The organism is Umboniibacter marinipuniceus, from assembly GCF_003688415.1.
Lineage (GTDB): Bacteria > Pseudomonadota > Gammaproteobacteria > Pseudomonadales > DSM-25080 > Umboniibacter > Umboniibacter marinipuniceus.
In genome coordinates this window covers 17,009-30,299 of the sequence record NZ_REFJ01000005.1, presented here as the reverse complement: position 1 = coordinate 30,299, position 13,291 = coordinate 17,009, and the positions used below count along the sequence as shown (strand labels likewise).

The 13,291-nt window shown below is 48.7% G+C and carries 10 protein-coding genes; all 10 read right to left on the bottom strand.

What is annotated here, in order from left to right; all coding sequences use genetic code 11:
• Positions 1 to 87: 87 nt before the first annotated feature.
• Positions 88 to 1,362, bottom strand: coding sequence for a tRNA lysidine(34) synthetase TilS (tilS, locus tag DFR27_RS10015; protein WP_121877341.1), 1,275 nt, complete (start codon positions 1,360 to 1,362; stop codon positions 88 to 90).
• A 3-nt stretch (positions 1,363 to 1,365) separates the two neighbouring features.
• Entirely contained in the window at positions 1,366 to 2,313 is a 948-nt protein-coding gene (locus DFR27_RS10010; protein ID WP_121877340.1) for an acetyl-CoA carboxylase carboxyltransferase subunit alpha, read from the bottom strand.
• Positions 2,314 to 2,448: 135 nt separating this feature from the next.
• Positions 2,449 to 5,940, bottom strand: a complete 3,492-nt coding sequence (dnaE, locus tag DFR27_RS10005; RefSeq protein WP_121877339.1) for a DNA polymerase III subunit alpha — start codon at positions 5,938 to 5,940, stop codon at positions 2,449 to 2,451.
• Between the two features lie 10 nt (positions 5,941 to 5,950).
• Positions 5,951 to 6,568, bottom strand: coding sequence for a ribonuclease HII (gene rnhB, locus DFR27_RS10000; RefSeq protein ID WP_121877338.1), 618 nt, complete (start codon positions 6,566 to 6,568; stop codon positions 5,951 to 5,953).
• Positions 6,556 to 7,677: a lipid-A-disaccharide synthase gene (lpxB, locus tag DFR27_RS09995; protein WP_121877337.1), complete on the bottom strand. Its 1,122-nt coding sequence runs from the start codon at positions 7,675 to 7,677 to the stop codon at positions 6,556 to 6,558. Before lpxB ends, rnhB begins: the two co-directional genes overlap by 13 nt.
• Positions 7,677 to 8,456, bottom strand: a complete 780-nt coding sequence (lpxA, locus tag DFR27_RS09990; RefSeq protein ID WP_425452022.1) for an acyl-ACP--UDP-N-acetylglucosamine O-acyltransferase — start codon at positions 8,454 to 8,456, stop codon at positions 7,677 to 7,679. The genes lpxB and lpxA overlap by 1 nt, the downstream gene beginning before the upstream one ends.
• A gap of 33 nt (positions 8,457 to 8,489) precedes the next feature.
• A complete protein-coding gene (gene fabZ / locus DFR27_RS09985) occupies positions 8,490 to 8,924 on the bottom strand; it encodes a 3-hydroxyacyl-ACP dehydratase FabZ (protein WP_121877335.1) in 435 nt (144 codons plus the stop codon).
• Positions 8,925 to 8,927: 3 nt separating this feature from the next.
• Positions 8,928 to 9,944 carry a UDP-3-O-(3-hydroxymyristoyl)glucosamine N-acyltransferase gene (lpxD, locus tag DFR27_RS09980; RefSeq protein ID WP_121877334.1) on the bottom strand — a complete coding sequence of 339 codons (1,017 nt, stop codon included), beginning with the start codon at positions 9,942 to 9,944 and terminating at the stop codon, positions 8,928 to 8,930.
• A 13-nt stretch (positions 9,945 to 9,957) separates the two neighbouring features.
• Positions 9,958 to 10,503: an OmpH/Skp family outer membrane protein gene (locus DFR27_RS09975; protein ID WP_121877333.1), complete on the bottom strand. Its 546-nt coding sequence runs from the start codon at positions 10,501 to 10,503 to the stop codon at positions 9,958 to 9,960.
• A 54-nt stretch (positions 10,504 to 10,557) separates the two neighbouring features.
• Complete coding sequence (bamA, locus tag DFR27_RS09970) at positions 10,558 to 13,281, bottom strand: outer membrane protein assembly factor BamA (RefSeq protein WP_121877332.1); 2,724 nt, start codon at positions 13,279 to 13,281, stop codon at positions 10,558 to 10,560.
• Positions 13,282 to 13,291 lie beyond the last annotated feature (10 nt).

Here is a 13,291-nt window from a genome sequence, read left to right as displayed (position 1 = left end):
CATTACTGCGTACAATTGTAGACGCAAATAACAGTTTTTACCCCGTCCTAGAATGGGAGATCAGCTTACCAGAACATCCATTAACTCTCAATCGAATTCATGGTGTAGTCGCCAACCTACCTCGCCCTCCTGTGCTTGATACCCCTCACAGACCAAGACGTCAGCAATTGCGGCGAGTTCACCCCGAATAAACAACCCTGGAAGCCGCCCTCGCGCGAACCAAGGTACGCGAATGTCCTGATAATATTTCTTCAACTTTCGCCGGCCTTTTCGCCCAGCGGGGAGAATCTTTCCCGCCGCCTCAATTAGACCTATCTCATAGCAATCTGGCTTCAATCGTAGGCCTGAATCCACCAAACTGACGCAATAGGATTCATTATCTCCCACAAGCCGAGTTGGTAATTCATTAGACCAAGTAGCGGAACTTGCCGCCACGAAGTAGAGTTTGCCTTCATAACTGAAGAAACATCCCGAGGCTCCGAGTTTCACCTCTCCTCGACGATCCACTTCAAGCGACAGCAGTTTAACAATCTCTTGAACTAACTTCCCGGAAATGGACAACTTCAGCACCACGGAAATCCAATGATGAACCCAGACGCTTTGATCGCTCATTATGTCTAAAGGCTCACACCAATAACCCCAGCGGTCTCGCCCGAGATGAGTAGGGTGATAGACCGAAAATAACGCGACCAAGGCATCACGTGATTGCTGAAGATAACGCGCAGAGGAGGCCGCATGCTTAGCAGCCATAGGCTCGAAGCGCTTCAGCAAAGGGATAATGTCGTGACGGATTTGATTACGACTAAACTGCCGACTGTGATTTGATGGGTCCTCAATGACACTCAACTCATTATCCGAAGCATATGCCTCGATCTCCGAGCGACTGCAAGATAACAATGGTCGGAGAAGACGTCCCTTCCCCACGCCACGCTGAGCAGGAATGCCCGATAGACCAACAAGTCCTTCGCCACGAAGGGTCCTGAAGACTAGCGTTTCCAGCTGATCGTCGGCGTGATGGCCCTGCAACAGTACATCGCCGAGCTCAAGGAGAGCTTCGAAGGCCTCATAGCGCGCTTCACGAGCCGCCGCTTCAATACCCTTGCCCGACGCCACCACCGAAACATCAATGGCGCGAAACTCAATATTCCATTGAGCTGCCAATTGACGGCATTGTTCGGACCACTGACTACTCAGCGGCTGTAATTGGTGATTAACATGAATAGCCAGAATTGGCTGAGGGAGCTTACGTTGAATAAGTGCGTGCAGGAGAGCGGTTGAATCAGCACCGCCGGACCAAGCAACAACCCAACGCGACGCTGACACAGCGGCAAGCGAAGCGCTAAGTTGTTGACTGATCGTCATTGCTTAGTTGCCGTAAGACATTAAGCGCTGGTAGCGTTTTTCCAATAAGGTTTCGGTTGGCAGTGCTTCGAGTTCAGCAAGCTGCTTAACCAGGTGTTCGCGAATTGTTGCGGACATGGCATCCACGTCACGGTGCGCGCCACCCATTGGCTCAGGGATAGTAGTATCAACAATGCCTAAATCTTCCAATACCGACGATGTTACACCCATAGCTTCAGCTGCATCGGGCGCTTTCTCTACCGTTTTCCAAATAATATTGGCACAGCCTTCAGGTGAAATGACAAAGTAGGTTGAATACTGCAACATATTCAGCTGATCACCCACACCAATTCCCAGCGCCCCACCTGATGAACCTTCACCAATAACGGTACAAATAATTGGCGTGCTCAGACGAGACATGACCGCTAGATTCTGCGCAATAGCTTCAGAGATGCCGCGCTCTTCCGAATCAATACCCGGATAGGCCCCTGGCGTGTCAATTAAGGTAATTACCGGCAACTTAAAGCGTTCCGCCATCTGCATCAAACGCAACGCTTTGCGATAACCCTCGGGCTTTGGCATGCCCCAGTTACGCTTGACCTTCTGACTTACCGAGCGCCCCTTCTCCTGACCGATGACCATGACAGGCTTGCCTTCAAGACGGGCGAGGCCGCCGATAATAGCCTGGTCATCACCAAAATGACGATCACCATGAAGCTCTTCAAAATCAGTGAAAATGCGTGGAATATAATCTGAGGTATACGGACGTAGCGGGTGACGCGCCACCTTCACAATTTGCCAAGAATCTAACTTCTTGTAGATATCAGACGTCAGCTTTTCACACTTACCGCGGAGTTTGCTAACTTCATCCGTAATATTGACCTCTGAGTCGTGGCCAACAAACTGTAGTTCTTCAATTTTGGCTTCAAGTTCAGCGATTGGCTGTTCGAAGTCTAGGTAATTCGGATTCATATAATGTCTCGTCTTTTGGACTGACCTAAGCATAGCTTAGGGATACTAAATTAAGAGCGGCGCCACACCTTGGGGGCATCTTCGCAATAAAACGGTGCCTATAATACGTTGTCGTGACTCATCAGTCGAGTAAAGTTAACGGTAATTTAGCACCACCGCAGATTCACCAAACCGTTGGCGTAGTGATTGCAGTAATTCATCCGTTGGTGTTACCCAAAATGACTGATCCAGACTGACTTCACCCACCGCTTTATCATTACTATACCGAAGGACAACCGGGCAATCCCCGAGTGATTCACAAAAAAGCGATTTCAAGTGCTGTTGAATCACTACGGACTGATCACTTGTCAACTCAATGGACACATTGGCTAATAGTTTTGATCGCGACTCATCCCAGCGCATCACATCATGCGCCCTAGCCTTCAAACCACCAGTGAAATTGTCCTGGCTCACCTCACCCTCTACCACAATAATAGAGTTTAGTTGAATCTTGTCTCGATTTTGCTCTACTAAATCTGAGAACATCGCAATATCCATCTGCCCAGTTCGATCATCTAGCTTGACGATAAGCATGGTGTCACCGCGCTTCGTTTTGATTGCACGAATATCAACCACCAGCCCAACTAATCGCTGCTTGTTTTTATCAGCGCGAAGGTCTCGTAATCGATGGCGAACCACACGACGAAGTTCATCTTCATACTCATCAATTGGATGTCCGGTTAGATAGAGCCCCAATGTGTCGCGTTCATGGTCTAATCGTTCACGTAACGTCCAAGGTAGCTCGTTACTATACTTTTCATAGACATCTTCATCACCGAAACTATCGGGGCCCACACCACCAAATAGATCATCTAAACCCGCACTCGCCGATTTAGCCGCCTGATCAGCAGCCTTGACGGCCTCTGGAACCGCTGCGAGCAACGCGGCTCGATTCGCACTGATATTCTCGCTCTTAGGCCCAATTGAGTCGAAAGCACCGGAATAAATTAGCGCTTCGATGGCCCGCTTGTTCACTCGCTTTGGGTCAGTTCGTGAACAAAAATCAAACAAATCTTCAATCGGCTGCTCTTTTCGCGCCTCGAGGATGCTCTCTACGGGCCCTTCACCCAAGCCTTTAATTGCACCAAGACCATAGATAATTCTACCCTGCTCATCTACTGAGAACTTCAGCTCCCCGCGATTGACGTCAGGCGGAAGGATTTCAAGCCCCATATGACGACATTCTTCAATAAAAGTGACGACCTTCTCCGTTTTATCCATATCCGAAGACATGGTGGCTGCCATGAACTCCGCGGGATAGTGAGTTTTGAGCCAAGCAGTTTGATAGGAAACAATGGCGTAGGCGGCGGAGTGTGATTTGTTAAATCCGTAGCCCGCGAACTTCTCTACGAGATCGAAGATTCGAATTGCTAATTGGGGATCAATCCCCTGCTTTGCAGCACCCTCTTCAAAACTGGAGCGCTGTTTAGCCATCTCCTCCGGCTTCTTCTTACCCATTGCTCGGCGCAACAAATCGGCCTGACCTAATGAGTAACCCGCCAGCTCCTGAGCAATCTGCATGACCTGCTCTTGATAAACAATAACGCCATAGGTTGGCTCTAAGATGGGCTCCAAACACTCATGCTGATAGGTCTTATCTGGATAAGCCACTTCAGCCCGCCCATGCTTACGATTGATGAAATCGTCAACCATGCCCGATTGAAGTGGCCCCGGTCGAAACAGCGCAACCAAAGCAATCATTTCTTCAATATTGTCAGGTTCTAGGCGTAGAATCAGCTCTTTCATCCCGCGAGATTCCAACTGGAATACGGCGGTTGTTTCAGCTTTCTTTAACAGCTTATAGGTAGCGGGATCATCCAGAGGGATTTTCGAAATATCTACCGGTGCTTCGTTATTGAGCGCCCTCCGGCGATCAATCATTTCAATCGCCCAATCGATAATAGTGAGCGTTCGCAAACCTAAGAAGTCAAACTTGACCAGCCCCGCTTCTTCAACATCATTTTTGTCGAACTGTGTGACGAGGCCTGAGCCATCCTCGTCAGAATAGAGCGGTGCAAAATCGATTAGCTTGGTTGGAGCGATCACCACCCCACCAGCGTGTTTACCCACGTTTCGGACGGTGCCCTCAAGCCGGATCGCCATGTCCCAAATTTCCTGGGCGTCCTCGTCGGTCTTAAGCAACTCTCCTAACTGAGGCTCTTCCTCAAGCGCCTTCGCTAAACTCATCCCGGGATCGGCAGGGATAAGCTTAGATAATTTATCGGCCAAGCCATACGACTTTGCCAAGACACGCGCAACATCTCGAACCACCGCTTTGGCCGCCATGGTACCAAAGGTAATAATCTGCGATACCGCGTCACGACCGTAGTTGTCAGCCACATAGGAGATGACTTTATCGCGATCCTCCATACAGAAATCAACATCGAAATCGGGCATGGAAACACGTTCAGGATTCAAGAATCGCTCGAAGAGCAAATCGTATTCCAGTGGGTCTAAATCGGTGATAAGGAGTACATAAGCAACTAATGAGCCCGCACCTGAACCTCGGCCTGGACCAACGGGTATGGCGTGATCTTTGGCCCATTTAATAAAGTCCATGACGATAAGGAAATAGCCTGGGAACCCCATTTGAATAATGATATCTAGTTCGAATTGGAGTCGCTCGGCATAGCGTGCGTGAATAGCATCCCACTCTGGATGATCTCTACCAAAGAGAAAGTCCAAGCGTTCATCCAAACCATCATAGGAGATCTTGGTAAAGAATTCGTCTTGCGTCATGCCCTCAGGAATTGGAAAGTCAGGTAGATAATAGGTACCTAACTCAATCTCAACATTACAACGCTGAGCAATGACCACTGAATTAGCCAAGGCCTCGGGCAAATCCGCAAAGAGCGTTTCCATCTCTTTGGTAGAGCGCAGATACTGTTGTTCGGTATAAAGCTTTTGTCTACGCTTATCCCCTAAGGTGTAGCCATCATGAATACAAACCCTAGCTTCGTGAACATCAAAATCTGCACTATTTAGGAATCGCACGTCATTGGTTGCCACCAAAGGTATTTGCTTTCTATGCGATAGCTCTACGGCAGCATGTAAATGCTGTTCATCGCCAATTCGACCACAGCGATTCACCTCAAGATAGAATCTGTCGTGGAAGTGCTTCAACCACCACTCACAGCGCTGCTCTGCAATATCAGGGTGACCTTGAAGTAATGCTTTGCCTACGTCGCCAAATATCCCTCCCGAGAGCACAATCAACCCTTCGGATAACTCTTCGATCCACTCACGTTTAACCGCCGCTACACCCGCTCTCTGCCCCTGTGTCCAAGCGCGAGATATGAGTTCAGTAAGGTTTTTATAGCCCTTGAGGTTTTGAGCAAGAAACGGCAATTGAAAAGTACTACCGTCTTCATCGCGGAGTAACAAGTCCGCCGCAACAATCGGCTTTATGCCCGCGTTTTGACAAGCCTTGTAGAACTTCACCTGACCATACATATTATTGAGGTCAGTGATCGCCACCGCGGGCATATTGGCCGCCGCGGTTTCTGCAATCAATGGTTTAATCTTGACAATACCATCAACCAATGAGAATTCGGTGTGTACACGAAGGTGAACAAAACTCTGGGTCACGCTAACTACCTTATTTATTTTTATTAGCTGCTTCTAACGCTCGCTTTACTGGCGCGAAGCTCGTTCTATGTAATGGTGTTGCCCCAAGTCTCTCTAACGCTTCTAAGTGCGCTGCGGTTGGATAGCCTTTGTGCTTTGCAAAGTCATAACCCGGATAGCGCTTATCGTATTCTGCCACTTCACGGTCGCGGGTAACCTTTGCCAAAATAGACGCAGCGCTTATCTCCGCAACTTTGGTATCACCCTTAATAATGGCTTCACTTGGGTAGGGCCATTTCGGCACTCGGTTTCCATCCACTTTAACGAAGCTTGGTTGAATACTCAAAGCCTCTACGGCTCGATGCATTGCGAGCATAGTGGCGTGCAGAATATTCAACGAATCAATCTCTTCAACGGAACATCTTCCCACGGCGAAACAGAGGCTCTTTGCTACAATTTCGTCGTACAAAGCTTCACGCTTTGCTTCACTCAACTTCTTGGAGTCGGCCAATCCTGCTATAGGTTGCTCAGGATCAAGAATGACCGCCGCGGTGACAACATCCCCAACTAACGGCCCCCTCCCCACTTCGTCAACGCCCGCAACGAGCTCCCGATTTGACGCTGGGGCGAACAGATCTAAGGACTGCATAACGATACAATCGCCTTCGCTGCTTTGGCACTGCCACCCTGCTGCAGTAATTGCGTCAGTTCGGAGAAACGAGCTAGTTGCTCACTATTTTGTAACTGATTGACTACTTCAGTAACTAGTCTCTCAACGGTCACTTCCGATTGAATCACTTCAGGCACCAGCGCTTCGCCAGCTATAAGGTTGGGAAGTGCAATGAATGGCGTATCAACGAGCTTTGACAATATGAAAAAGCTCACCGCGCTGGTGCGATACGCCACCACCATTGGCCGGTTTAACAGCATCGCCTCCAAGGCTGTGGTGCCCGAAGTTAACAGCACCACCGATGACGCAGACATCGCCAATTGGGATTGACCGCGAATCAACTTAACGGGCAAACCATCATACTCTGCCAGAATAGCAACCAGCTCAGTGTAGCGTGCATCATTCGCAGCGGGAATCACAATGGAATCTATTACACCTTGCTCAACTAAAACCGCGGCGGCATCAAGGTAATCTCGACTCATTAGCGCCACTTCACTACCCCGGCTCCCCGGCATCAAGGTCAGCACTTCAGCGTCTAACGGCAAGTCCAATTCAGTTCGCGCCTCAGCCGCTGATTTGGGTATGATTTGATCTGCCAACGGATGTCCCACGAATTCGACCGGCACCTTGTGCTGACGATAAAAATCAGCCTCAAACGGCAACAACGTCAACATCAGGTCATCGGCTCGTTTAATTTTGTGAATTCGACCCTTGCGCCAAGCCCATACCGACGGGCTCACATAGTGAACTGTCTTAATCCCCGCTGTTCGCAGGGCTAACTCAATATTGGTGGTGAAGTCTGGCGAGTCGATACCGATGAATACCGTGGGAGGGTCCTCGCGATACCGTTTAATCAGCGATTTTCGCATTCGCAGCAACTCAGGCAATCTTTTGAGTGGCTCAACTAAGCCCATCACCGCTAAGCGGTCCATATGGAAATGCGACTTGAAACCGGCCGCAATCATTTTTGGCCCACCGACACCTTCGAAGGTTGCTTCTGGCCAATAGATACGAAGAGCGCGGATTAAATCCGCGCCCAATATGTCTCCGCTCATTTCGCCACAAACGATGGCTACTCGCTGTCCCATTAGCGCATGATCCCTCGTGTAGAGTCTGCGATTGAGCTGATAAACAACCCTAGCTCCTCACAGTTCGGGTCAATCGCCCTAATCTGCACCAAGGCCTCGTCAAGCTTAAGTTTACGTCGATAGAGTAGCTTATAGGCTTTAGTGATATTCGCGATCTGCTCGGCGGTATAGCCTCTGCGCTTGAGACCTTCAGAATTGATTCCTTTTGGCTCCGCTCGGTGCCCCGATGCGGTAACGAAGGCCGGCACATCCATGCTAACCCCAGTCCCGAAGCCGGTGAATGCATGCGCGCCGATCTTAACTCGCTGATGGACGAGGGTGTAGCCACCCAAGATAGCCCAGTCACCCACCCAAACATGCCCCGCTAAAGACGAGTTGTTCACTAAGATACAATGATCGCCAATCACGCAATCGTGGCCAACGTGGGCATAGGCCATAATGAGGTTGTCAGAACCAATCCGAGTTTCACCCAAATCTTGAACCGTACCGCGATGAATCGTAGCGCCCTCACGAACTACATTGCGATCGCCCATTTTCAACCAAGTTTCTTCACCTTGATATTTCAAATCAGGCGTTGCTTCACCCACGGTGGCAAACTGAAAGATGTGACAATTTTCACCGATAATACTCGGCCCTTTAACCACCGCATGCGATTCAATCCGAGAGCCTTTGCCGATGGTCACCTGTGGACCAATAATGGCATAGGGGCCAATCTCTACGTCCGCGGCGATAGTGGCGCTGGGATCGATAATTGCAGTGGGATGAATATTTTGCGTCACAATCAAACCTTCTAATTCAATAAATTACGTTGACTACAATGTTCGTTCTGCACTAGTAATACTTGCGCGGGCTACAACTTGCCCATCAACCTTGGCTTCACATTCAAACTTCCAAATACCGCGCTTATGCGTCACATACTTGGCGTGTAAGTGTAGCTGATCTCCAGGAACCACTGGTTTTTTAAAGCGAACGTTATCCGCCCCAGCGAAGAGATAGAGCGAACCATCTGTGGCCTTCTTTCCCGCCGACTTAAAACCCAGAATCCCCGCCGCTTGCGCCAAGGCTTCCACCATCAGCACACCTGGAAAGATGGGCGCGTGGGGAAAGTGGCCGTTAAACTGCGGTTCGTTAATTGAGATATTTTTAATAGCATGGATTGACTCCATCGGCGTGACACTAATCACCCGGTCAATCAATAGAAACGGGTAACGATGAGGCAAATACTCCTGGATTTCGCGAATATCCATTTATCAATCTCTCCTGTTGCTATCAAGCTTCTTTACGATTCGCGCTAAGTCTTTAAGCTGACTAAATCGAACCGCATTTTTCCGCCACTCTGAAGTTGGCATCATGGGCGTTCCCGAGGAAAACGAGCCCGCCTCAGTGATAGACTTAGTGACCATGGTCATCCCAGTGATATGCACATTATCGGCAATTTCAATATGCCCAACTATGCCCACTCCACCTGCCAAGGTGCATCGCTCGCCAATAACCGTGCTACCAGCAACGCCTGCCGTTCCCGCAATGGCAGTATAGCGCCCAATTTTAACGTTATGCGCAATTTGCACTAAGTTATCAATGATCACGCCATCGGCAATTTCGGTATCATCCAATGCCCCACGGTCAATGGTTGTATTGGCACCGATATCAACATCGTTACCAATCGTAACCCCGCCAAGCTGACAAATTCTAAACCAGCCCTGAGGTGTAGGCGCGAAACCGAATCCGTCCGAACCTATAACCGCTCCACTGTGAACTCGCACACGGTGCCCTAAGCTTACTCCGTGGTAGATCACTACATTGGGTTTGATCTCGCACTCATCACCCAAGAATGTATCATCGCCAATAACAACGTTAGCGCCAAGATGAGTGCGCTCACCCACCACTACGTTCTCACCCACAACAACATTTGGGCCTACCACCGCCGACGCTGCAATCTTAGCACTCTGCGCGATGACTGCTGACGAGTGAACTCCCAGATTCGTGGTGTATTTCTTCTCGAATACATGAGTGAGCTGAGCAAAGGCAACATAGGCGTCGTCCACCACAAGCGCATTACCAGAAAAACTTTTCGCTGCTGAATGAGCGAGAATCACCGCACCGGCTCGTGTGTCATCCAATTGAGCTGCGTATTTTGAATTAGCAAGAAAGGAGAGATGAGAAGGGCCAGCACTCTGAAGAGTAGCCAGCCCCTTGACTGGGTAACGTTCGTCACCCTGTACGAAGCCGCCAACTATGGCGGCAAGTTCTATTAAGCTATATTCCAAGCTCTATTACCTCTTAACCTTGGTTAAGTTTTTCTGTCACGCGAGGCGTCAAATCAAACGAAGTATCAACGTAAAGAACAATTGGAGCGCCTTGCTGACGACCTACTGGGTAGACGGCTGATTTGTCTAACAGCAAACCAATACCTTCTGACTGGATTAAATCCTGAACCGCTTGGCCTGCGCGCGGGCGAAGCTCCTGCATTAAAGCGCCGACAACGCGATTTTGCGCATCGTTAAGCTTAGTCTGCGCAGCCTGAAAGTCCACGCTCTTGCTTTGAATTGCAGCTTGTTGCTCCTGCAGGCGCTCAGCACTCCACGTTACCGAATTGGCCTGAGCCTCTTCCTGTAGTGTGCGAATATCAGCCATCAATGTTTCAGCCTGCGTAATCACGTCTTGTACATCTGCCTGCGCCTGAAGCTCCTGAATACGCATCTTAGCGACATCTGTCTCCATGATTGCTGCGTTCAAATCAACGACGGCAACTTTACCCTGAGCCAGAGCGGATGTTGATAATACAAGGGCCAACATAGAGGCTGCTAATTTAGTTAAAAAACGCACGGTAACTCTCCAAATATCAAAATTACAAAAAAATTCGTTATTGTTTATATTATTTTAAAACGCCTGTCCCATCGAGAACTGAAAGCGTTCGATGAAGTCGTAGCCCGATTCTTCAAGGGACTTATCATAGTTAAATGGCAGCGCGTAACTAAAGGTTAACGGTCCGAAGCCCGATATCCACGTCAAGCTCAAACCATAAGAACCGCTGAGTTTACTCACATCGAAGTCGTAACAGTTTAACTCACCATTCTCACAACTGGTACTAAAAACGTTACCGGTATCAATAAAGAACGACGACTGAACACTGCGCTGATCTTTTACGAACGGCGTAGGGAAAATGAACTCTGCACCAGCTGTTACTAAGAAGTTACCACCAAACGCATTGGTGCGCTGACTTGTACCCGATAACTGAGTCACAAGTTGGCCGTTAGCGTTCACGAGCGTACCCGTACCAAAGCCATTCGAGTTAATAACTTGTTGCCCGGAGTAGTACTCGGCAGACGAAGTTCGAGGCCCCAGTACGTTCCGGTTATAACCTCGAACAGAGCCGAGACCACCAGCATAAAAGTTCTCAAAGAATGGCAATTCATCAAGCTCTCCGTAGCCATTTCCGTAACCAAGGCGGGTATGCAGACGAAGGGTTAAGAAACTTGTCAACGGCTGAAAGATTTGTCCTTCGTAGTTGACTTTATAGTAAGTCAGATCTGAATTAGGTGTGGTTGATGAGAATACTAAACTTTGACGGTAACCACGGTTAGCAAGAATACCTCGGTTCAGGGTTGACTGCATCCAGGTAACACGCAAGGTAAAGTCATCGTACTCATCGCCATATTCATCAATAAATCCTGGCGGATTATTGGTGAGCTGACTATCGGCAACGGTGCTGATATCATTTAACGCACAAGAGTAATAGATAAAATTGGAACCGGTAATAGAGCTAGTACCCAAGTCGTAACAGTCATTTGGATCATCCTGATAGATCTGATCGAAAGTTGGGTTGCCATCCTCATCCAAAACTGGATTTCCGTCAGGATCTAAAATTGGACTATTTGGGTCATCAACGAATGCCCCACCATCATTTAAAAGGTCCGACTGTTCAGCCCAATATTGATATCCACTCTCATTAATGTCGCCCGGAGTAGATTTGATCTGCTGCGCTGGACTAAACCCTGGCGTAATTAAAGAGTGGTTATAGGTCAATCCAAGCGAGATACGCTCAATCTCAGATATCGGCCAACCTAAGGTGACACCGGCACCATACTTATCAACACCAAACGGCGTAAAACCACTACTACCGTAATCACGTTGGCTGTAGAAAATATTGAAACCACGACTCACACCATCCGGCGTAAAATACGGATCGGTATAGTTGATACTGGCACTTTTATAATACTTTGAAGAACTCAGGTTAATACCGAACGCATTACCAGTTCCCAGGAAGTTGTTCTGCTGAAGATTAGCCTGGAAAATCAAGCCGTAACCATCCGAATAGCCAACGCTACCACCCACGTTGCCAGAGGGTTGCTCTTCCACCGTATAGGTCACGTCTACCTGGTCTTCGGTTCCGGCAACTTCAGTGGTCGCCACTTCAACGCCCTTGAAATAACCAAGTCGTTCTAAACGAACCTTACCTTGATCAATGGCAATATTCGACGCGGTAGAGCCTTCCATTTGACGCATTTCACGACGAAGTACGTCATCGGCAGTCTTGGTGTTGCCGCGGAACTCAACCCTTCGAACATACGTCCGTTCACCAGGTTGAACGTAAAAGGTAATATCCACCTTACCATCTTCGTTCACTTCCGGAACACCATTCACTTCAGCAAAGGTATAACCCTCATTGCTTAAACGCTGAGTCATATATTCAGCGGAGGTGGTCATCAAAATTTGCGAGAAGGTCATTCCTGGCTGAATAAGCACTAATCGAGATAATTCAGACTCGTTAATCACCAACTCACCTAAGATATTGGTTTCGCCAATCTGATACTGTTCCCCTTCGGTCATATTCAGGGTCACGAAAATAGACTCGTTGTCATCAGAGATGGTGACTTGAGTGGAATCAATTTGGAAGTCGAGATACCCTCGGTCAAGGTAGTAACTGCGTAGTCGTTCGATATCACCCGCTAGCTTTTCACGTGAATACTTATCTTCACTACCCATCCAAGACAACCAGTCGGATTCCTTCATCTCAAAGTCTTCCATTAAGACTTCGTCCGAGAAGAGCGTGTTACCCACCAAGTTAATGTGGCGGACCGAAGCGGCGCTTCCTTCATCAATATCAATATTGATTTGTACCCGGTTACGCGGTAGCTCAACGATCTCAGCTTCAACTGTTGCGTTGTATCGCCCCTGGGAAATGTATTGGCGCTCCAACTCCTGAGTAATTCCGTCTAACACAGAACGCTTGAAGATCTGCCCTTCGGCAAGCCCGGAATCCGATAGACCCGCAAGCAGATCCTCTTCTGCAATTGCCTTCTCGCCTTCGATCTCAATCGAATCAATGGCTGGACGCTCAACAACGTGCACAACGAGTACGCCATTATCTTCCTCAAAGCGAACATCATCATAATAGCCACTTGCAAATAGACTTCTGGCGGCAAGACGAAGCGCGGACGGATCAATGGTGTCACCAATATTGATGGGTAACGAGGCGAAAACAGTACCAGCAGATAGTCGCTGCAGGCCTTCTAGTCGAATATCAGAGACGCGGAATTCAGCCGCCATGGCAGCTGAAGGTAACAGCGCCACCGCTAATAAATTTCTGGCAAATCGTTTCATAATGACCTTG

What these genes read in the sequence shown, in the direction of transcription:
- tilS (WP_121877341.1), bottom strand. Translation starts at nt 1,362, where the DNA reads ATGACGATCAGTCAACAACTTAGCGCTTCGCTTGCCGCTGTGTCAGCG.
- DFR27_RS10010 (WP_121877340.1), bottom strand. Translation starts at nt 2,313, where the DNA reads ATGAATCCGAATTACCTAGACTTCGAACAGCCAATCGCTGAACTTGAA.
- rnhB (WP_121877338.1), bottom strand. Translation starts at nt 6,568, where the DNA reads ATGCAGTCCTTAGATCTGTTCGCCCCAGCGTCAAATCGGGAGCTCGTT.
- lpxB (WP_121877337.1), bottom strand. Translation starts at nt 7,677, where the DNA reads ATGGGACAGCGAGTAGCCATCGTTTGTGGCGAAATGAGCGGAGACATA.
- fabZ (WP_121877335.1), bottom strand. Translation starts at nt 8,924, where the DNA reads ATGGATATTCGCGAAATCCAGGAGTATTTGCCTCATCGTTACCCGTTT.
- bamA (WP_121877332.1), bottom strand. Translation starts at nt 13,281, where the DNA reads ATGAAACGATTTGCCAGAAATTTATTAGCGGTGGCGCTGTTACCTTCA.